The organism is Micromonospora sp. NPDC049049 (assembly GCF_040649115.1).
GTDB lineage: Bacteria > Actinomycetota > Actinomycetes > Mycobacteriales > Micromonosporaceae > Micromonospora.
Genome location: NZ_JBEZEX010000010.1, coordinates 85,970 through 105,011, shown reverse-complemented (window position 1 = coordinate 105,011; position 19,042 = coordinate 85,970). Strand labels below are relative to the sequence as shown.

At 74.2% G+C, this 19,042-nt stretch carries 18 protein-coding genes; 6 read left to right on the top strand and 12 right to left on the bottom strand.

All coding sequences use genetic code 11. From position 1 onward, the window contains the following. Positions 1 to 43 precede the first annotated feature (43 nt). From AB0B68_RS13145 to AB0B68_RS13130, 4 genes are read left to right on the top strand one after another with little or no spacing between them, the layout of a single operon-like run. Complete coding sequence (locus tag AB0B68_RS13145; RefSeq protein WP_357195988.1) at positions 44 to 1,663, top strand: ferric reductase-like transmembrane domain-containing protein; 1,620 nt, start codon at positions 44 to 46, stop codon at positions 1,661 to 1,663. Then, positions 1,663 to 3,126, top strand: a complete 1,464-nt coding sequence (locus AB0B68_RS13140; RefSeq protein ID WP_357195986.1) for an NADH-ubiquinone oxidoreductase-F iron-sulfur binding region domain-containing protein — start codon at positions 1,663 to 1,665, stop codon at positions 3,124 to 3,126. The genes AB0B68_RS13145 and AB0B68_RS13140 overlap by 1 nt, the downstream gene beginning before the upstream one ends. Positions 3,127 to 3,177: 51 nt before the next feature. Then, a complete protein-coding gene (locus tag AB0B68_RS13135; RefSeq protein ID WP_357259969.1) occupies positions 3,178 to 3,879 on the top strand; it encodes a thioredoxin-like domain-containing protein in 702 nt (233 codons plus the stop codon). Then, a complete protein-coding gene (locus AB0B68_RS13130; RefSeq protein ID WP_357259966.1) occupies positions 3,876 to 4,766 on the top strand; it encodes a cytochrome c biogenesis CcdA family protein in 891 nt (296 codons plus the stop codon). The genes AB0B68_RS13135 and AB0B68_RS13130 overlap by 4 nt, the downstream gene beginning before the upstream one ends. Positions 4,767 to 4,889: 123 nt before the next feature. On the opposite strand, the gene serS is transcribed toward AB0B68_RS13130, so the two are convergent. The 5 genes from serS to AB0B68_RS13105 are packed head-to-tail and all read right to left on the bottom strand — an operon-like array spanning position 4,890 to position 10,269. Next, on the bottom strand, positions 4,890 to 6,176 hold the full coding sequence (serS, locus tag AB0B68_RS13125; RefSeq protein ID WP_357259963.1) for a serine--tRNA ligase: 1,287 nt from the start codon (positions 6,174 to 6,176) through the stop codon (positions 4,890 to 4,892). Positions 6,177 to 6,217: 41 nt separating this feature from the next. Further along, positions 6,218 to 7,345 carry a MerR family transcriptional regulator gene (locus AB0B68_RS13120; protein ID WP_357259960.1) on the bottom strand — a complete coding sequence of 376 codons (1,128 nt, stop codon included), beginning with the start codon at positions 7,343 to 7,345 and terminating at the stop codon, positions 6,218 to 6,220. A 25-nt stretch (positions 7,346 to 7,370) separates the two neighbouring features. Beyond that, positions 7,371 to 8,552 carry a saccharopine dehydrogenase NADP-binding domain-containing protein gene (locus AB0B68_RS13115; protein WP_357259957.1) on the bottom strand — a complete coding sequence of 394 codons (1,182 nt, stop codon included), beginning with the start codon at positions 8,550 to 8,552 and terminating at the stop codon, positions 7,371 to 7,373. A gap of 50 nt (positions 8,553 to 8,602) precedes the next feature. Further along, a complete protein-coding gene (locus AB0B68_RS13110) occupies positions 8,603 to 9,751 on the bottom strand; it encodes an alcohol dehydrogenase catalytic domain-containing protein (protein WP_357259954.1) in 1,149 nt (382 codons plus the stop codon). Next, positions 9,748 to 10,269: a hypothetical protein gene (locus tag AB0B68_RS13105; RefSeq protein ID WP_357259951.1), complete on the bottom strand. Its 522-nt coding sequence runs from the start codon at positions 10,267 to 10,269 to the stop codon at positions 9,748 to 9,750. The genes AB0B68_RS13110 and AB0B68_RS13105 overlap by 4 nt, the downstream gene beginning before the upstream one ends. Positions 10,270 to 10,405: 136 nt before the next feature. Between AB0B68_RS13105 and AB0B68_RS13100 the strand changes: the two genes are divergently transcribed. Next, positions 10,406 to 13,252, top strand: coding sequence for a LuxR C-terminal-related transcriptional regulator (locus AB0B68_RS13100; protein WP_357259948.1), 2,847 nt, complete (start codon positions 10,406 to 10,408; stop codon positions 13,250 to 13,252). Positions 13,253 to 13,257: 5 nt separating this feature from the next. Here AB0B68_RS13100 and AB0B68_RS13095 read toward each other — a convergent pair whose 3' ends face one another. From AB0B68_RS13095 to AB0B68_RS13075, 5 genes are all read right to left on the bottom strand, one after another. Continuing rightward, positions 13,258 to 13,806 carry a DsbA family protein gene (locus AB0B68_RS13095; protein WP_091409221.1) on the bottom strand — a complete coding sequence of 183 codons (549 nt, stop codon included), beginning with the start codon at positions 13,804 to 13,806 and terminating at the stop codon, positions 13,258 to 13,260. After that, complete coding sequence (locus tag AB0B68_RS13090) at positions 13,803 to 14,300, bottom strand: redoxin domain-containing protein (protein ID WP_357259945.1); 498 nt, start codon at positions 14,298 to 14,300, stop codon at positions 13,803 to 13,805. The genes AB0B68_RS13095 and AB0B68_RS13090 overlap by 4 nt, the downstream gene beginning before the upstream one ends. A 96-nt stretch (positions 14,301 to 14,396) precedes the next feature. After that, on the bottom strand, positions 14,397 to 15,083 hold the full coding sequence (locus AB0B68_RS13085; protein ID WP_357206953.1) for a BON domain-containing protein: 687 nt from the start codon (positions 15,081 to 15,083) through the stop codon (positions 14,397 to 14,399). Between the two features lie 644 nt (positions 15,084 to 15,727). After that, positions 15,728 to 16,123 (bottom strand): hypothetical protein, encoded by a 396-nt coding sequence (locus tag AB0B68_RS13080; RefSeq protein ID WP_355008803.1) that lies wholly within the window; start codon positions 16,121 to 16,123, stop codon positions 15,728 to 15,730. A gap of 169 nt (positions 16,124 to 16,292) precedes the next feature. Continuing rightward, positions 16,293 to 16,433 carry a hypothetical protein gene (locus tag AB0B68_RS13075; RefSeq protein ID WP_167457621.1) on the bottom strand — a complete coding sequence of 47 codons (141 nt, stop codon included), beginning with the start codon at positions 16,431 to 16,433 and terminating at the stop codon, positions 16,293 to 16,295. Between the two features lie 386 nt (positions 16,434 to 16,819). Between AB0B68_RS13075 and AB0B68_RS13070 the strand changes: the two genes are divergently transcribed. Next, positions 16,820 to 17,185, top strand: coding sequence for an STAS domain-containing protein (locus AB0B68_RS13070; protein ID WP_357201064.1), 366 nt, complete (start codon positions 16,820 to 16,822; stop codon positions 17,183 to 17,185). Positions 17,186 to 17,203: 18 nt separating this feature from the next. On the opposite strand, the gene AB0B68_RS13065 is transcribed toward AB0B68_RS13070, so the two are convergent. Together AB0B68_RS13065 and AB0B68_RS13060 are read right to left on the bottom strand one after the other, a co-directional pair. Further along, positions 17,204 to 18,031 (bottom strand): 5'/3'-nucleotidase SurE, encoded by an 828-nt coding sequence (locus AB0B68_RS13065; protein WP_357201067.1) that lies wholly within the window; start codon positions 18,029 to 18,031, stop codon positions 17,204 to 17,206. Next, a complete protein-coding gene (locus AB0B68_RS13060) occupies positions 18,028 to 19,005 on the bottom strand; it encodes a PfkB family carbohydrate kinase (protein WP_357259941.1) in 978 nt (325 codons plus the stop codon). Before AB0B68_RS13060 ends, AB0B68_RS13065 begins: the two co-directional genes overlap by 4 nt. Positions 19,006 to 19,042 lie beyond the last annotated feature (37 nt).

Here is a 19,042-nt window from a genome sequence, read left to right as displayed (position 1 = left end):
CGCCCCGCCGGTCCGTACTGGATGGGGGAGCAGGGGTCGGCCGGTGGTGCGCCGCCGCGAGACGATCGAGGAGCAGATGGCCCGGGCAGAGCAGGACAAGAAGGCGGCGACGGTCCGGACCAGCGCCAGCAGTCGGGGGGTGCGCGCCCCGTCACGGTCGGCGAGCGCCCTGCTGATCGCGTCGGTGCTCGCCGCGCTCTGGGCGGCGATCATGCTGACCGGCGTCGGTCAGACGGCGTACGCGTACGGCTTCTTCTTCACCGAGTTCTTCGCCGGGGTCATCTCCCTGGTGGCGTTGAGCCTCACAGTGATGCTCGGTCTGCTCGCCACCGACCGGCTGGTGCTGCGCATCCCGCACCGGGTGCTGATGCAGTCGGCACACCGGGCCACCGGCGTGCTGGGCGTGGCCGGGCTCGGCTTCCACGTCCTCACCAAGGTCGCCACCGGGCGGGCGGCGGCGACCGACGCGCTGGTTCCGTTCGTCGGCGGCCGTGGGCTCTACATCGGGCTCGGCACTGTGGCGGCGCTGCTGATGGTCAGCGTGATCTGGACCGGCATCATCCGCGCCCGCTTCGCCGGCGTCGGTCCGAAGTGGCTGTGGCGCACGCTGCACTCCACCGCGTACCTGGCCTGGCCGTTCGCTGTCTTCCACGGCCTCAACGCCGGTCGGGCCGCAGCGCCCTGGGTGATGTTCAGCTACCTGGGCTGCATTCTGCTGGTGGTGCTGGCCCTGCTGGTCCGGTTCTCGGTCAGCATCGGTCGGCGCAGCCGCGAGCAGCACCAGGCAGCGGTGCGCAACGCGGTGATGGTCGGCCGGGCCGAGGAGGCGAAGACCGCCAGGTCGCTGCTGGCCGGGTTGGGTCGGCGCCCGAAGGCCGCCGAGAAGCGTCCCGCCTGGGCGGACACCACCACCGCCACCTGGGCCGCGCCGGCCACGCGGCGCGACCCGGAACGGTTCACCGTCCCGGTGGTGCCCGAGCCCGGTTCCCTCGTCGAGCCGGCCCGGCCGAGCCGCCGTCGGCGGGAGGAGGAGCCGGCCGCCCGCCGCGACACCGAGCGGTCCTCACGCGGCCGACGTGCCGAGGAGGAGTCGACGACCCGCCGGTCGGCCCGCCGCAGCGTGGACGAGACCGACACCCGTCGACGCGACGAGGAGGAGGTCGAGCCGGTGACCCGGCGGCGCGCCTCGCGTACCCGAGACGAGGCCGTGCCGACCGGACGGCGTCGCGTCGAGGAGCCGGCCGCCGAGCGGTCCCGTCGCCGGTCCCGCAGCGAGGACGACGGCAGTCGTTACTCGGCGCCGCCGCTGCCGGCCCTCGACGAGCCCGAGGAGCCCTGGGACAGCCCGCGCCGGTGGCAGCCCGACGAGCCGATCTCCGCCGGCCCGGTCTCCAGCAGCCCGATCTCGTCGGCGCCGCGCAGCGGCAGCGGCCGGCACAGCGCCGATGACGACCTGCCCGAGGAGCCGGACTACTGGCGTCCGCCGGCCCGGTACGTGCCGGACGAGGTGGCGCCGCCCGTCGACGACACCCCGACCCTTGTCGACCTGGCGTCCCGCCGCGCCAAGCGGGCAGCCGGCGAGGGCAAGTCCAAGCGCCGCAAGGCCAGCGCAGACGCGGTGGACGGGGCGTACTGGGCCGGGCTGCGGGGTGAGGCGAAGTGATGCGGACCGCCGTGCCACCCGTCGCCTGCGTGGGTGAGCCCCGGCTCACCGCCGGCTTCGCCGAGTACGGCCGACTCGACCTGCGCGCGCACGAGGAGGTGCACGGACCGATCGGCCCCATGGAGCCCGCGCAGCTGCTCCAGCTCGCCGAGGGCATGCAGCTCAAGGGCAAGGGCGGGGCGGGCTTCCCGTTCGCCCGCAAGATGCGCGCGGTGCTGGAGTCCTGCGAGCGGCAGGACCTGGCCGCCGTGGTGGTCGTCAACGCCACCGAGGGGGAGCCGGCCAGCTGGAAGGACAAGGTGCTGCTGACCCGCGCCCCGCACCTGATCCTGGACGGGGCCGCGCTGGCCGCGTACGCGCTGGACGCCGACGAGATCGTGATCGGCGTGGCGGACGACGGGGTCGGCCGGGACTCACTGATGGACGCGCTCGACGAGCGCCGGATGCCGGTGCAGACGACGATCGTCACAGTGCCGCACCGGTTCATCTCCGGCGAGGGCGGCGCACTCGTCAACGGCATCAACGGGCTGCCGCACATCCCGCCGGGCACCAAGAAACGCTCCAGCGACTCCGGGGTCAGCGGCCTGCCCACCCTGCTGTCCAACGCCGAGACGTTTGCCCAGCTCGCCATCGGTGCCCGACTGGGCCCGTACGAGTACGCGGCGCTCGGCACCGACGACGAGCCGGGCACCGTGCTGCTCACGGTGACCGGCGCGGCGGGCCGACCTGCCGTGGTGGAGTGCACCGCCGGCATGCCGCTGCGCGACGTCCTCGACCTGTGCGAGGTGCCGGACGTCCAGGGCATCCTCATGGGCGGCTACCACGGCAAGTGGATCACCGCGGAGGCGGCGGAGAAGGCCGAGGTCTCCCGCAAGGGCCTGGCCGCTGTCGGCGGCACCCTCGGCGCGGGCATCATCGTCCCGCTCGGCGTCGACACCTGCCCGCTCGGTGAAGCCGCCCAGGTGGTGCGCTACCTGGCCGGCGAGTCCGCCGGCCAGTGCGGGCCGTGCAAGATGGGCCTGCCGGACCTGGCCCGCGCGGTGGACCTGGCCGTGGCCGGCAGCCAACCGGCGGACGTCGTGCGCGCCGCCGCCGGCGAGGTGAAGGGCCGGGGCGCGTGCAGTCACCCCGACGGCACCGCCCGGTTCGCGCTCTCCGCGATCGAGGTCTTCGTCGAGGACCTACGGCTGCACAGCACCGGCGACGGCTGCGGCCGGCGGGTCAAGGGCATGATGGGGCTGCCGGGCGCACCCGACGCGAATCCGCAGAAGCTCACCCTGGACTGGTCCCGCTGCGACGGGCACGGCCTCTGCGCGCACGTCGTACCGGACTTCATCCGGCTCGACGCGAACGGATATCCGGCCTTCCCGGCCACACCCGTGCCGACCTGGCTGCGCGAGGGCGCGCTGAAGGCGGTCAAGGTCTGCCCGGAGTTGGCTCTCCGACTCGCCAAGGCCGAATAGCGAAGCGTCAGGCCCACCAGGGGTCCCTTCCGGACCGGAACGGAGAAGCGGATGCGGGTCAGCATGGCGTGGACAGGGGCCGGGCGGTTGCGCCGCGGGACCGCGGCCGGGCAGGTACGCCGCGGGACCGCGGCCGGGCAGGTACGCCGGGCCGCTGCCGCCGGGGCGCTCGTGGTAGCCCTGTTGGGTGTCGCCGCCTGCACCGGCACCGCGCCGGGTGGGCCCGCCGCCGCCGGATCGGCCCCGGCCTCGACCGATGCCCCGTCCACCACGACCGGGGCGCCATCCGCACCGACCGGGGCAGCGTCCACGCCGACCGGCGGGCCGCCGGCCGCTCCGGCGCAGGTCCCGGACGTGCTGCGCTTCACCGGAACCACGCTCGGTGGGGCGGCGTTCGACGCGGCACGGCTCGCCGGCAAACCGGTGGTGCTGTGGTTCTGGGCGCCGTGGTGCGCCACCTGCGCCAGCCAGGCCTGGACGGTGGCCGAGATCGAACCCCGATACCGGGACACCGTGCCGATCGTCGGCGTCGCCGGGCTGGGCGAGCGGAAGGCCATGAAAGAGTTCGTCACCGAGTTCGACCTCGGCGCGACGACGCAGATCGAGGACACCAAGGGCGTGCTCTGGAAGCGGTTCAAGGTGACCGAGCAGAGCATCTTCGTGATCATCGACCGGAACGGCGCAGTCGTGCACCACGGCTTCCTGGACGGTGAGGCGCTCACCGCCAAGGTCGCCGCACTGGCCGGGGCGTGACCGCCACACTGCTGCTCGCGCTGACCGCCGGCATGCTCGGCGCTGTCAACCCGTGCGGCTTCGCGTTGCTGCCCGCGTACCTCTCGCTGTTGATCGCCGGGAAGTCGGACACCCGCGGCGCGGTCGGCCGCGCGCTCACCGCGGCGACCGGGCTGACAGTGGGGTACGTGCTGGTGTTCGGCGCGTTCGGCCTGGCGCTGGCGCCGCTGGCCGGCTGGCTGCGACCCCGGCTGCCGTGGCTGACAGTGGCGCTCGGCGTGCTGCTGGTGGTGGCCGGCTGCTGGTTGCTCGCCGGTCGGCGGCTGCCCGCCCCCGGCTGGTCGGCCCGGGCACCTCGGCTGACCCGCTCCTGGCCGTCGATGGTGCTGTTCGGTGCCGCGTACGCGTTGGCGTCACTCGGCTGCGCCATCGCGCCGTTCCTGGCCATCGTGGTGACCAGCCTCCAGGCCGGCTCGACCGGTCAGGGGTTGGCGCTGTTCGGCGCGTACGCCCTCGGGATGGGTCTGGTGGTCGCGGTCGCCGCGCTCGGGGTGGCGCTGGTGCGCGACGGCCTGGTGGCCCGGCTGCGGGTCGCCGGCGCGCTGGTGCCCCGCCTCAGTGGACTGGTGCTGCTGGTCGCCGGCTGCTACGTCGCCTGGTACGGCTGGTACGAGCTACGGCTCGCTGCCGGCCGCCGCGACGCCCTGCACGACCCGGTCATCCGGGTGGCCGCCCAGGCCCAGCGAGCCCTGGCCGACGCCCTGGACCGGATCGGCCCGGCGGTGCTGCTGGCCGCCCTGGCCACGCTCCTCCTGGCCGCGCTCCTGCTCAGCCGCGCCCACCGCCCGACCCCAGCCTCCGTTGATCATGAAGTTATCGCCGCGACACGCCGGGGCGACGGGCAATAACTTCATGATCAACCATGAGGGCGCGGTGGTTGACCTTGGCGTTACACCTGTGGCCTGGATGGACGGCGGCGGGGCCGGTGCGTCCGCACCGGCCCCGCCGCCGTCGACCGCTTCGGGGGCCGGCTAGCGCAGAGGGGTCAGACGGTCGGTGCCCAGGCGGTCCTGAAGGACCTTCGGGACCAGGACGCTGCCGTCGGCCTGCTGATTCTGTTCCAGAATGGCCGGGAAGAGCCGGCTGGTGGCCAGTGCCGACCCGTTGAGGGTGTGCACGAAGCGGGTCTGCTTGCCGCCCGGCTCGCGGTAACGGATGGCCGCGCGACGCGCCTGGTAGTCGCCGGCCCAGGAGACCGACGACACCTCCTTGTACTTGCCCGTGCTCGGCATCCACACCTCGATGTCGAGGGTCTTCTTCATCGAGGCGCTGGCGTCACCGGCCGAGAGCAGCGTGCGCTGGTAGTGCAGTCCCAGCCCTTCGACCAGGCTCTCGGCATGGGCGAGCATCTCCTCCAGCGCCGCGTCGGCCTGCTCCGGCAGGGTGAACTGGAAGATCTCCACCTTGTTGAACTGGTGCCCCCGCACCGTGCCGCGCTCGTCCGAGTGCGAGCCGGCGGACTCCCGCCGGTAGCACGGGGTGTACGCGAACGCCTTCAGCGGCAGCTTCGGGGTCTCCAGGATCTCGTCCTGGTACGCGCCGAGGATCGCCGTCTCCGACGTGGGCAGCAGGAACTGGCCGCGCGGGGCGGACGCCGAGTCCAGGTGGTAGACGTCGTCGTAGAACTTGGGGAACTGCCCGGCGGCGAAGCCGGCCGAATCCAGCAGCAGGTGCGGCGGGAGCAGGAACTCGTAGCCGGCCTTGATGTGCTGGTCGACGAAGTAGTTGAGCAGCGCCCACTCCAGCCGGGCGCCGACTCCGGTGTAGATCCAGAAACCAGACCCACCGAGCTTGACCCCGCGCTCGTAGTCGACCAGGCCCAACGCGCGGCTCAGCTCCACGTGGTCGCGGACCTTATCGATCACCGGCGGCTCGCCGAAGGTCTTCACCACCCGGTTGGCTTCCTTGCCGCCGGCCACGACGTCGTCGCTGGGCAGGTTGGGCAGCTCACTCATCGCGTCGCGCAGCCGGGCCTGCACCTCGTCCAGCTGGGACTCCAGCTCGGCGAGCTGCTTACGCTCCGCCTCCGGTGCGGCGGCCTGCGGCTCCTCGCCGGCCCGCAACGCCAGCGCGTACGCCCGGGCCTCGGCCTTGCGGCGCTGCCGCTCGGCGTCGATCTCCGTGATCAGGGCGCGGCGTTCCTGGTCGAGCCGCTGGATCTCGTCCAGGGCACGGGTGACCTCGGCGGGATCCAGACGCTTCGCCAGCGCGGTCGCCACCGCCTCGCGATCCTTCCGGATCAACTCCATGTCGAGCATGCTGCTCCGTACGCCTCCGTCCGGGGTTCACTGGTGAACCATCAGATGCTACCGTCGCGGCCCTCTCGGCCCGGGACGGGGAGGTTCTCCAGCCGGATCGGCATCAGCACCGAGTAGGTGTCGGCGTCATCGGGTCGGCGTACGGCCAGCGGTGCGATCGGCCCATCCAGCTCCAGCACCAGTTGCGGCGCGCCGGCCGCGTTCAGCGCGTCCAGCAGGTAACCGCCGTCCACCCCGACCCGCAGCGCGTCGGTGCCCAGGTCGGCGGCGGGAAGCAGCCGCAGCCCGCCCTGGTCGTCGACGCCGAGCACGGTGACCGGCCGGGTCGTGCCGTCGTGGTCGAGGGCGACAGTGGGTGCCGCCGGGTCGGCCAGCGCGGCGCGCAGCGCGGCCACGTCCACCGGGATCCGGCGCGCGGTCGGTCGCTCACCGACGGACTTACGCAACAGCCGGTGGTAGTCCGGGAAGTCGTACGGCAGGGCGGCGGCGGTCAGCGTGCGGTCGGCCACCCGCACCCGCAGGTCCGTGCCCGCCACTGTCAGCCGTACCGGCCAGGTGTCGCCGGTGTCGAGCAGCGGCCGGAGCTGGTCGACGAGGGCGACCGGCAGGAACACCCGCACGGGCGGCCCGTCGACGTCGGCCCCGGCCCGAGCCAGCGCGAGCCGGTACCGGTCGGTGGCGACGAGCCGGACGCCGTCGGACTCCACGTCGAACAGCACCCCGGCCAGCATCGGCAGCTCCGGGTCGACGCCGACGGCGAAGCGCACCGCGTCGAGCGCTGCGGCCAGGGCGGTGGGGGTGACCAGGAGTGTGGTGGCGCTCGGCGGGGCCGGGTCCACCAGGGCGCGGAGGCGGTCGACCTCGCGGCGGGCGTCGCTGAGCCCGTCGGTCAGCCGACGCAGGTGCGCGTCGAGCAGGTGGTGCACCGCTGCCGGCTCGGCGCGAACCGCGGCGGCGATCTCCGGCACCGGCATGCCGATCCGACGCAGCCCGGCCACCAGCCGGGCCGGGGCGATCTGCCCCTCGGTGTACCAGCGGTAGCCGGTCACCGGGTCGACCAGGGTCGGCTCCAGCACCCCCGCCGAGTCGTAGAAGCGCAGTGCGCTGACGGTCAGGCCGCTGGCTCGGGCCAGCTCGCCGATGCTGTGCAGGTCACTCACGCTGGGCATCCTGCCCCCTCGACCCGGTCGAGGGTCAAGCCGAACGCTCCAGCACCCGGAAGGTGAGGCCGGCCCGGACGAGCCGGTCGAGCAGCGCGTCACCCATCGCGGCGACCGGGGTGAGCTGGCCGGCGGTCGACGGCAGCTCGTCGAGCGCCAGGCACAGCGCCGACTCGGCGAGCATCTTCGCCGTCTCGTCGTAGCCGGGGTCACCGCCGGCGACCTCGGTAAGCACCCGCTGCCCGCCGCCGGTGCCGACGAACCGGACCCGGAACCAGGACGACGCTCGTTGCTCCGCGGTGGGCCCCTGCCCCGACGCGAGCCGGCCGAGCAGCCAGCGTCGGCTGGGCGGCAGCTTCACCAGCCCGATCAGCGCGCCGAACCCGGCCGCGCCGGCCAGCACGGTGGGCAGCCGCTTCACGGCGGCGAAGTGCCGGTAGCGGAAGTCCGGGCCGTACTCCGGGCGGGCCGCTGCCGAGCGGCGGACCACCTGCGGGTCGATGGTCGGCAACGGCACGGTCCAGATGCCCAGCTCCGCCGAGCGGGCCAGCCGGCCGGGCACCGCCCGGACGCGCCGGTCGGTGGGGCGCGGCTCGACCGCCCGGCGGTCCCGGGCGGCCTGGCTGGCCTGCCCGGTACGGGAGAACGCGGTGAGCGCCGAGTGGTAGGTGCCGGCGGAGAACCGACCGCCGGCCCGCACGTACCCGTCCACTGTGATCGGGACGTCGGTGGGCAGCTGCTTGACGGTGAACCAGACGCCCAGGTCGTGCGGGATGGAGTCGAACCCGCAGGCGTGCACCAGCCGCGCGCCGGTGCGTGCCGCCTCGGCGTGGTGACGCACGTACATGAGGTCGACGAACTCCGGCTCCCCGGTGATGTCCAGGTAGTCGGTGCCGGCCCGGGCGCACGCCCCGACCAGCGGCTCCCCGTGGTGGATGTAAGGGCCGACAGTGCTCGCCACCACCCGGGCGCTCTCCGCCACCACCCGCAGGGACTCGGCGTCGGTCACGTCGGCGGTGAGCAGCGGCAGGTCGGCCAGGCCCGGGTTGATCGCGGCGAGCCGGTCCCGGACGGCGGCGAGGCGCTGCGGGTTGCGCCCGGCCAACGCCCAGCGCAGTTCGGCCGGCGCGTGCCGGGCCAGGTATTCGGCAGTCAGGCCGCCGGTGAACCCGGTCGCTCCGAACAGCACCACGTCGTACGTTCGCTCGCCAGTCATCCTCAGAGTCTGCCATTCGTGGTCGCCGATCAGCGATCACGAGGAAGCGGTCACGGCGTGAACACGGCACGTACGCAGCCGTCGGCCCGGTCCCGGAACAGCGCGTACCCCTCGGGGCCCTGCGCCAACGGCAGCCGGTGGGTGGCCAGGTGTTCGGTCCGCAGCTCGTCGCGGGCCATCCGGTCCAGCAGCATCGGCACGTCCCGCAGATCCGGCCGACCGGCCCCGCGCAGCGTGAGCCGCCGTTCGGTCAGCGCGCCCAGCGGGAACGCGTCGACGAACCCGCCCGTCGCGCCGAGCACCACCACCACACCGCTCTTGCGGCACGCGTGCACGGCCTCACGTAGCGCGTCCGGTCGGTCGGCGTGCTGGCCACCGAACCGGTCGGTCCTCGACCGGGCCGGCGGCGTGCCGACCGCCACCACGCACACGTCCGGCCCGCGCCCACCGCTACGGTCGCGCAGTTCCGCCGCGACGTCGGTCCGGCGGTAGTCGAGCGGCTCGGCGTCGGAGTGCCGCTCGGCCATCCGCAGCCGCTGCTCGTGCCGGTCCACGACCAGCACCCGGGCAGCCCCGCGCAGCACCGCCGCCCGGGCGGTCAACTGACCCACCGCCCCGGCGCCCCAGATCGCCACCACGTCGCCGGGACGCACCGCACCCAACTCGGCCGCGAGCCACCCGGTCGGCGCCACGTCCGCCGCGAACACCGCCCGGTCGTCGGCGACGGCGTCCGGCACCCGGAAGGCGCTCACATCGGCGTACGGCACCCGCACGTACTCGGCGTGGCCGCCCGTGAAACCGCCCGCCGCCCGGGGCCGCCCAAAACAGCCTGCGTCGGAGCGGGCCCAGTCGGGGTCGGCGCTGGGCAGGTCGGCGTGGGCGTTGTCGCAGCAGGAGTGCAGGCCCTGGCGGCAGTACCAGCAGCCCCCGCAGGCCACGCTCGCACCGACCACCACCCGGTCGCCGGCGCGGTGTCGGCGGACCCCGGGACCGACCTCGACCACCTCGCCCAGGAACTCCGCGCCGAGCACCTCGCCGGGCCGCAGCAGCGGGTGCCGGCCGGCCAGCAGCGGCAGGTCACCGCCGCAGGTGGCGCTGCGCCGAACCCGGACGATGACGTCACGCTCGTTGCGCAGCTCCGGGTCGGGGACCTCGCGTACGGCCAGTTCGCCGGCGGCCATCCAACAGAGCGCTCTCACCCGGGGACCTCGGGGCGGTCCAGCGCCGAGCGGTCCGCGCGGAGCACCTCACCGGCCTCCACCCGTTGCTTGATCTGGCGCAGGGTACGGCGGACCAGCAGACCCGGGTCGTCGCCGACGACGTGCGCGGCGAGCCCGGTGGGCGGTGTGACGCCGGCCAGCGGTCGGGCGGCCAGTTCGGTGCCCCGGTCACCGGGCGCCGGGCGCACCCGCACCTCGACCGCCCCGTCCAGGCGGCGCAGCGGCTCCGGCCAGCGGCCCTCCGGCAGCACCTGCTCCGGCGGCCGGTCGACGGTCACCACCTCCCACCGGGCCGACGCTTCGGCGTCGCCGTCCGCGCCGTGCCGGCCACGTGCTGCGGCGTCGCCGTCCGCGCCGTGCCGGCCACGTGCAGCGGCGTCACCGTCCGCGCCAGGCCGGCCACCCCGGCGGGGTACGCGCAGCAGCCGCGCCGCCCCGGCCAGCGCCGCCCCACCGAGGGCGGGTCCCGCCCGCACCAGCCGTCGCATCGGTACCACCCGTCCTCCCGGGTTCACGTCCCCCGATCGTCGGTCGCACCCGGGTGAAGCGCGCTCGCCCGGAAGGGGTGAACCGGCCCGTGCCGGGTAACCGCTCGCCGACCGGGGGCGGAGCGCGTGGTGGGGGTGGGGCTGGGTGCCGGAACAGGATCACGTACGGGTCGAACCGGCATCGGGGCCACCGCTGTTGGCGTCCCGGCTGACGCCGGCCGTGCCGCCGGAGCCGGTGGTCGCCCGGCCCCGCCTGCTGCGCCGGTTGGACGAGGGCAGCGCGGGACCGGTCACCCTGGTCGCCGCTCCCGCCGGCTGGGGCAAGACCACCCTGCTCGCGTCCTGGACACGGCTGGGCGGCGCGCCGCCCGACGTGGAGCCGGGCGGGACGGTGCCGCACTCCGGTGACCTGTCGGTCTCGTCGGCTGACGTCCCGGTCTCGGCGTGGATGTCGGTGGAGGCCGGCGACGACTCCGACCGGCTCTGGGCGTACCTCGCCGCGGCGCTGCGTTCGGCGACCGGGGCGACGGAGGGCGGCCCGGTGCCCGACCGGCCGCCCCGCCCCGACCAGCTGGAGGCGCTGGCCGCCATGCTCGCCGCCGCCGACCGGCCGGTGCTGCTGATCCTGGACGACCTGCACCGGGTCGCCGACCCGGCGGCGTTGACCGGCCTGGAGTTCCTGCTGCGGCACGCCGGGCGCCGGCTCCGTCTGGTGATCGGCGCGCGGGCCGGACTGCACCTGCCACTGCACCGGCTCCGTCTCGCCGGCGAGCTGACCGAGATCGGCCCGGACGAGCTGGCCTTCACCGACGACGAGGTGGCCGACCTGCTCACCGCCCACGCCGCCGCGCTGCCGGCGACCGCGGTGCGCCGGCTGCGGGAGCGCACCGGCGGCTGGCCGGCCGCGCTGCGCATCGCCGCCCTCGCGGTACGCGGACAGTCCGACCCGGAACGCTGGGTGGGGCAGTTCGGCGGAGACCACCCGGAGATCGCCGGCTACCTGCGCGAGGAGGTGCTGGCGACCCTCGACCCGGCCGAGGAGGAGCTGCTGCGCCGTACCGCAGTCGTCGACACCATCTGCGCCGACCTGGCCGAGGCGCTGACCGGCCGCGCCGACGCCGGGCAGGTGCTGGCCGACCTGGCCGGGACCGGTGGTCTGCTGCACCGGGAGGACACCCGGCCGCCCTGGTACCGGTACGACTCCCTGCTCGCCGAGCTGCTCCGCGCCGACCTCGCCCGGTTGCCAGTCGACGAGCTACGCGACCTGCACGTCCGGGCCGCCGACTGGTACGCGGGTGACGGGCGGCCCGCCGACGCTCTGCGGCACGCCCTGGCCGCCGGCCGCTGGGACCTGGCCGGTGATCTGTTCGTCGCGAACTGGCCGGAGCTGACCCGCTACGACCGGGACCCGGTGCAGGCCCCGGCACCCACCCCGCCGCCGGCGGAGGTGATCCGGGCCGACCCGGAGGTGGCGCTGGCCTGCGCCGCCGAGCGCGCGTACGCCGGTGACCTGCCGGCCGCCACCGGTCACCTGCGGGCCGCCGCCGGGCACGCCGCAGGGCTGCCGGTGCCGCGCCGGGACCGGTTCCTGCGGTTGGTCACCGCGCTGGAGCTGACAGTGGCCCGGCTCGCCGACGACCGCACCGAGGCCCGGGCCGCCGCCGCTCGCCTGCTGCGCACCCGCCCGGCGGACGCCACGCCCACCGGGCTGCCGACGGGGGCTTCCAGTTCCGCCCCGACGGCCGGTGGCGGCGGCGCCGCCGACGACCTGGACCTGCGGGCGTTCACCGGTACCGCGCTGGGGCTGGTCGAGTTGGCCGACGGGGCGCTGCCCACCGCCCGGTTCGTGCGGGCCCGGGCGGCCGCGCGGGAAGCCGGCCGGCCGCGCACCGAGCTGGTCGCCGCAAGCCGCGCCGCGCTGCTGCTCGCGGTGCGCGGCGAGCTGCGGGCAGCCGAGCAGGCGGCCAGGGAGGCGCTCGGCATGCCGCCCTGTCGGGGCTGGTCCTGTCGGCTCGACTGCGGCCACGCGTACCTGGCTCTCGCCGTGGTGGCACTGCTGCGCGACCAGCCCGAGGAGGCCGCCGCGAACCTCGCCCTCGCCGTCGGGGCGCTCGACGTCACGCACGGCTGGACCGGCGACCCCTCCCTGGGTGGCGACTGGCTGGCTGGTGCCTTCGACGAGCCGGTGGCGGCGGCGGTGGCCGCGCTGTGCCGGGCACAGCTACGCCGCGACTCCGGCGACCCGGCGACCGGCCAGCGGCTGCTCGTCCAGGCCCGGGAGGCACTGGCCGACCGACCGTCCGCCGATGAGCTGACCGGCCTGCTGCGGGCCGCCGAGGCCGAACTGCGGGCCGCGCGGGGCGACCTGGACTCCGCCCGCGACCTGCTGGCCGACGCCACCGACGAGGGGGCCGACCCGGTGCTCGCCGTGACGTTGGCGAAGGTGCAGCTGCGGGCCGGTGACGCCGCCATCGCCGAGCGGACCCTGCCGGACTGGCAGGCGCCGGCCGCCACGGCCTGGCCGCTACCGGTACGCCTGGACGCCGGTCTGCTCGACGCGGTGCTGGCCCAGCGGGCCGGGGACGGGCGTCGGGCGGGTCGGATCCTGGAGCAGACGCTGAGCCTGGCCGGCCCGCAGGGCTGCCGCAGGGTCTTCACCCGCGCCGAACCACCGGTACGGGACCTGCTGGCCGCGCACCTGGACGCGGGCACCGCGCACTTCACGCTGGTCAGTGACCTGGTGCGGGGCGCGGGACAGGGCGCCGTCGGGCCGACCGCCGGGCCGGGGGGCGCGCTCGACGAGCCGCTCACCGAACGGGAGCTGACCATTCTGCGCTACCTGCAGAGCATCCTGTCCAACGTGGAGATCGCCGCCGAGTTGTCCCTCTCGGTCAACACCGTCAAGACCCACGTCCGCAACATCTACCGGAAACTCGACGCGACCCGCCGGCGCGAGGCGGTCCGGCGGGCGCGCGAGCTGCGTCTGATCTGAGCGGGTCAGGCGTTGGCGGCGGCATCCGCTGCCGTCAGCAGGTCGGGCAGGTCGTACCCGCCGTCGTGCCTGATGCCGTTCACGAACAGGGTCGGGGTGCCGTTCACCCCGCTGCGGATGCCCCCCACGAAGTCCCGACGCACCCGGTCCGCGTGCGCACGGTTCTCCACCTCGGCGTTCAACTCGTCCGGCGGCAAGCCGACCTGCTCGACGCCGAGCGAGAGGTGCACCGGGTCGAGCTGGTCCTGATGCTCGTAGAGCCAGTCGTGCATCTCCCAGAACCGGCCCCGGACCCCGGCGGCCTCGGCCGTCTCGGCGGCCCGTTCGGCGTACGGGTGCACGTTGGCGATCGGGAAGTAGCGGTAGACCAGCCGTACGGTGTCGGCCCGCTGCCGCAGCAACTCGTGCAGGTTCGGGTACGCGGCACCGCAGAACTGGCACTGGAAGTCGCCGTACTCGACGATGGTCACCGCCGCGTCGGCCGGCCCCCGGATGTGGTCGTCGGTGGTCACCGGGTCTCGAAGTCGGGCGGTGACCTGCAGTGGCGTGCTCATCGGGCCATCACCTTCCGATCGGCGGCGAGTTGGTCCAGCGCGTCGAAGATTCCGTCGGCGCCGGGGTTGACGTCGGGCGGCGACAGGTAGCTCCAGGTCACCGTCCCCGTCGGGTCCAGCACCACGAGCGCGCGGGCCGCCTCACCGTTGGGCATGTACGCGCCGTAGCGGCGGGCCACCTCGCCCTTGGGCTCGAAGTCGGCCAGCAGGGGAAACTCGATGCCCCGGCTCTCCGCGAACGCCCGGTGTGACCAGATGTTGTCCACCGACAGGCCGAGCACGACCGCCTGGTACTGGGCGAAGACGGGTGCCGCCGACTGGTAGAGCGACATCTGGTCACCGCAGACCGGGCTCCAGTCGGCGGGGTAGAAGGCGAGCACGACCGGCCGGCCACGGAACTGCTCGGGCCCCAGCAGGGCCCCGTCCGGGGTGGCCGGCAGGGTGAAACCGGGTGCGGTGCGCCCCGGTTGGATCAGCCCGTTCGGATCACTCATGCCACCAGCCTGCTCCCGGGGTGGGTGAGACGGGCTCACCCGCCCCGGGTGGTTCCGCGCCCGTTCAGCGCCCGCTCAATGGGGCGCAGCGCCCGCTCAGCGCAGCACCGGGGCGACCGCGATGTGGTTCTGCACCTCCCGGATGCCCGGTGCGGACCAGGCCACCTGCTCGACCTCGGCCCGTTCGGGCATCGAGTGCACCAACCCGGCGAGGATCACGGTGTCGCCGTGCACCCGGACGTTGATCCGTTCGGCCTCGGTCGCTCCGGCCCGGGCGAGGGCGTCGACGATCCGGTCGGCCAGGTTGCGGGCGTCCGGCGCGCTGGCCGGTCTTACGGTGATGCCGTTGCTCACCCCGCGTACGCCGGTCAGCCGGGCCACAGCGCGTTCGGCCGCCCGCCGTTGGTACTCCCACTCGACGTCGCCGTGCAGCGTCACCCAGCCGGCGGAGACGGTGACCTGAAGCTTCTCGATGGGTACGAACGCGTCCCACTCCAGCCCGTGGCTGGCGGCGGCGGCCAGGTCGCTGTCGGCGCGCTCGGTGCCGTTGGTGAGCTGCACGGCCAGGTCGTTCGCGACCGCCCGGACCGAGGCGACCCGGTGGGTGGCTCGTTCGGCGGCCCACTTCTTGGCGTAGCTGTCCACGCGGCCGGTCAGGGTGACGACGCCCTCGGCGACGGTGACGCCGATCTCGTGCGGCTGCACCCGTGGTTCCCAGGTCAGCTCGTCGAGCACGGCGGACTGGATGTCCTGGTCGGTACGACTGATCTCCGCGATGGCCATCTGTCCCTCCTCCGCTGTTCCGATGGCGGACCGGGTGCTGGCCGCGGCCGAAGGTCCGCCGTGCTGCGATCCTGCCGCCGCCCCGGGTGAGCCGTCCTCGCCCGGACCGGGTGACGGAGGGGCCCGACCTGGGCGGGGCGGGTGGGGGAGCGCGTCGAACATCGATGATGGGAGCGCTTCCAAAGCGAGCTGCTTTCGGTTACGGTAATCGCATTCCTCGATTGCGGGAGCCGTCGCGTCGGGTGGTGGAGCCAGGGCAGCTCTACCCGTCTCGTCGTCGTGCTCGTCCCCCGGGCCACGGCGGCAGCCAGGTGATCGACCCCGTCCCCCGGGGCCGATCCCGAGAGGAACCGCCCTTGCGCAGATCAGTCCGGCGACCCCCACCGGCGCCGACGTCCACTTCGGCCTGCCACCGACCGACGGCCTCCGAGTACCGCGCCGACAACCACCCAGACCTGCCGTCGGCACGGGCGCGAACCACCGAGCAGGTGATCCGGACGGGACCCCGGATCACCACCCATGCACCGGTCCGCCGGGCCGCCTGAGGGGTCCGGCACCCGGCGGACCGGGTTCCACCCGAGCGGGCGGATGACAGCGGGCCCCGCCCGACCGGGGTCGAGCGGGGCCGATGGTGGTGCTGTCGGTCAGACGGCGGGGGAGTTGGGGCGGTCGACGTCGACGAACTCCACGTCGTCGACCGTGTCGTCCCGGCTGCCGGCGGCCCGCGCGGCGGAGCCGACGGCCCAGCCGACCGCCGCGCCGACGAGCGCGGCGCCGATCAGGAGCGTCCAGGGCAGTGCCGGCTGGCGGCCGGCGAGCGCGTCGAAGGCCAGCGAGGCGCGGCGTCGCGCCTCCTCGGCGGCGGAGCCCACCAGGTCACCCGCCCCGTCGGCGAGGTCGCTGCTGTTCTGGCGGGCCGATCGGGCGGTGTCCCGCACACTGTCACCGGCGTAGCTGACCGCTGAGAGCAGGTGCTCCCATGCCTGGTCCGCGATCCGCTCCGGCTTGCTGCGGCGGTCCAGCAGGTTGGTTCCGAACATCGTGGTTACCTCCTCAGGTGCCGAAGCCGCCGGCCACTTCGGACTTCGGCGTCTTTCCAGCGCGTCACGGTGTCGCCTACCCCGCAGTGCCCCGGGTCAGCCGGACGCAAACCCCGAGCTGCACGCAGCACCGGTAGCCCGGCGCGCCGGGAACCTGCGCGCCACCGAATCAGCGCACGGCTGACACGGCGACACCTCGGGCGAAGTCGTCGTCATCGTCGTCATCGTCGCCGCCGCCACCGAAACCGCAGGCCAGGACGAGGGCGAGCAGAACACCGACGCCGGCCAGCCCGGCAAGTCGCTTGATCATCGAAGATCCTCTCCGTAGCGGTGGTGTCCCGGCCGATGCTAGGGCGCGTCGGCAACCGGGGGCGCGGGCCGCGCCGGCCGACGGTGGGCGACACGCCGACGGCACACGGGGCGGGCGTAGGTCATGGGCCGCATGTCGGGAGCGCCGGCTCCGGACCGCTACCCTGGTTCGGCGGCGGGCCGGTCCCGACTGATCGCCGATGGTCAGATAACGAAAAGTCTTGAGTAATCAGATACTGAAAAGTACGGATATGGGTAGCTTTGTGGGCCCGGATCCGTGAATTGCTCATCCCGAGGGGTGGCGACCGAGGCCGTCAGAGGAATACTCTCGGTCGCGGCCCGCGTACTGATGAGACGCCCGGGGGACGGGCGGGTGGAGGTGCTCGCGTGAGCCTGTCGATCGTGAAGTCGGTTCTGTCCGGTGGTGTCGTGGAGATCGCCCCGCGGGGTGAGATCGACGTCGACACAGCGTACGAGGTGCGCGAAGCGATCGCAGAGGTGCTGGCCAAGGGCCGCCCCCTGCGCATCGAACTCAACATGAGGTTGGTCACCTTCATCGACTCGGTCGGCATCAGCGCCATGGTCGCCGGCTTCCAGACAGCCGAGGTCAGCGACGTCAAGCTGGTGGTGACCCAGCCGAGCCGATTCGTGCACCGGCAGCTCTGGGTGACCGGCCTGCTCGGCCTCTTCGGTGCCCCGGAGCCGTACTTCGCCGGCGCTGCTCCCACCCCCGAGGTGCTCCCCGGCGCCTGAGCGCGCCGGGTCTCCCCGTCAGGGCTGCTCGTCCAGACCGGTCAGGTCGATGTCGGTCGCCTCGGTGACCGCTCGGATGGCCGTCACCGACGCGTACCCAGCGGCCAGCAACGCCACGTCCGTGCCCGGCTGTGCGGCCTGCCCCGGCTCCTCCAGCGAGGTACGGACGAACCCGTGGCCGGATTCGGCCACCGTCATCTGCACCTGGCCGAAGCTGGCCAGGGTGCCGCGCCGCACCCCGCGCAACTGCCCGTGCGGCAGGTCCGGGGTGTTCACGTTGAGCACGCTCTCCATGGGCGCGGAGGTCAGGCGGGGGAGCAGGTCCAGGGCGACCCGCGCGGCGGTGCCCCAGTGCCGCTCGGCGTCGCGTATCCGGGCTGCGGCATCCACCGCGGCGCCACCGCTCGCGGCCGTCGCCTCGCCGGCGGAGAGCACGTCCAGGGAGACCGCCATCGCCCGGCAGCCGTTGCTGGCGGCGGTGAACGCGGCGCCCACGGTCCCGGAGTGCAGCACCGCCCGGCCGGCGTTGGCGCCCCGGTTGACGCCGGAGAGCACCACCGACGGCGGTGGTCCGAACGCCCCGTGCAGGGCGATCAGCGTGATGAAGCCCGGGGACCCGGCGACCCCGTACGTCGGCACCCCCGCCAGGTCCGGCAGCGGATGCTCGTTCACGACGACCCGCCCGTCGCGCTCCACGGCGCTCATCGCGGCACTGGTGCCGCTCGCCTCCTCCATCGGCGCGGCCACGACGACGTCCAGGCCCCGCTGCCGGGCTGCCCAGGCCAGCGCCTGGATGCCCGGCGCGGCGACCCCGTCGTCGTTGGTGATCAACACCCGCAGGGTCATCGCTCGACCACCCGGCCGGCCAACTCGTCCGGGGTGGTCCGCTCCTGTTGACGGCTGTCCGCCGGCACCAGCCGGACCCGGTCCACCAGGCCGGTGATCGAGTCCAGCCGCCCGGTGCCCAGGCCGTGCCGGGTCACGTTCAGCGCGCCGGCGGCGGCGCCGGTGCGGATGGCGGTCCGAATGTCGCCGCCCCTGGCCACGACGGCGGCCACTCCGGCCGTCATCGAGTCGCCCGCGCCCCGTGGGTCGGCGGCCTCCAGCCGGGGCATCTCGACCTGGAACAGTTCCCCGTCGATGAGCGCCAACGCCGGCTGGTCGGCGCGGCTCACCACCACCGTCTCGGCGCCGCCCGCGTGCAACTCGTACATGGCCCGGGTCAGCTCCTCGGTGTCCTCGCTGCGGGCGCGGCCGTCGCGGATCAACTCCTCGTGACTGACCTTGAGGAAGAACACCCCGCTCTCCAGCACCGAAGCGAGGTGATCGCCGGAGAGGTCGACCACCACCCGAGCACCGTTCGCGCCGAGGTCGGCGGCGAAGCGTCGGTACAGGTCGGCCGGTACGAGCCACGGTTCGTTCGGCCCACTGAGGATGCTCACCGAGGCCCGCAAGCCCTCGCCGAGGGCAAGGTTGTACAGCTCGTCGATCTCGTGCCGGCTCAGCGGCTGTCCGGGCACGTCGGCGATCTCCTGCCGGGAGCCGTCGCGGCGATCGTGCACGTACCCGCCGCTGCCGGAGTCACGGACCACCACCTTGAGGTCCACACCCTCGCTGACCAGCAGTGGCTCCAGCACCTGGCCGATCTCACCGCCGAGGGCGGCGCAGAGCACCACGTGGACTCCGAGGGAGAGCACCATCCGGGCCTGCCAGACGCCCTGCCCGCCGGGGTGCAGATGCAGCTCGGGGTGGTCGTTGGGCTGGTCCACCATCACCGTCAGCTGTGGGGTGGGCGCGAAGACCATCACGTGCCCACTCATCGGTCGTCGCCGTTCATGCTGGCCGCCCTCCGGCACC

Bases quoted from the DNA above. Each gene is read 5' to 3' on its own strand.
- AB0B68_RS13140 (WP_357195986.1), top strand. From the start codon at position 1,663: ATGCGGACCGCCGTGCCACCCGTCGCCTGCGTGGGTGAGCCCCGGCTC.
- AB0B68_RS13135 (WP_357259969.1), top strand. From the start codon at position 3,178: ATGCGGGTCAGCATGGCGTGGACAGGGGCCGGGCGGTTGCGCCGCGGG.
- serS (WP_357259963.1), bottom strand. From the start codon at position 6,176: ATGCTCGACATGGAGTTGATCCGGAAGGATCGCGAGGCGGTGGCGACC.
- AB0B68_RS13120 (WP_357259960.1), bottom strand. From the start codon at position 7,345: ATGCCCAGCGTGAGTGACCTGCACAGCATCGGCGAGCTGGCCCGAGCC.
- AB0B68_RS13115 (WP_357259957.1), bottom strand. From the start codon at position 8,552: ATGACTGGCGAGCGAACGTACGACGTGGTGCTGTTCGGAGCGACCGGG.
- AB0B68_RS13095 (WP_091409221.1), bottom strand. From the start codon at position 13,806: ATGAGCACGCCACTGCAGGTCACCGCCCGACTTCGAGACCCGGTGACC.
- AB0B68_RS13090 (WP_357259945.1), bottom strand. From the start codon at position 14,300: ATGAGTGATCCGAACGGGCTGATCCAACCGGGGCGCACCGCACCCGGT.
- AB0B68_RS13085 (WP_357206953.1), bottom strand. From the start codon at position 15,083: ATGGCCATCGCGGAGATCAGTCGTACCGACCAGGACATCCAGTCCGCC.
- AB0B68_RS13080 (WP_355008803.1), bottom strand. From the start codon at position 16,123: ATGTTCGGAACCAACCTGCTGGACCGCCGCAGCAAGCCGGAGCGGATC.
- AB0B68_RS13075 (WP_167457621.1), bottom strand. From the start codon at position 16,433: ATGATCAAGCGACTTGCCGGGCTGGCCGGCGTCGGTGTTCTGCTCGCC.
- AB0B68_RS13065 (WP_357201067.1), bottom strand. From the start codon at position 18,031: ATGACCCTGCGGGTGTTGATCACCAACGACGACGGGGTCGCCGCGCCG.
- AB0B68_RS13060 (WP_357259941.1), bottom strand. From the start codon at position 19,005: ATGAGTGGGCACGTGATGGTCTTCGCGCCCACCCCACAGCTGACGGTG.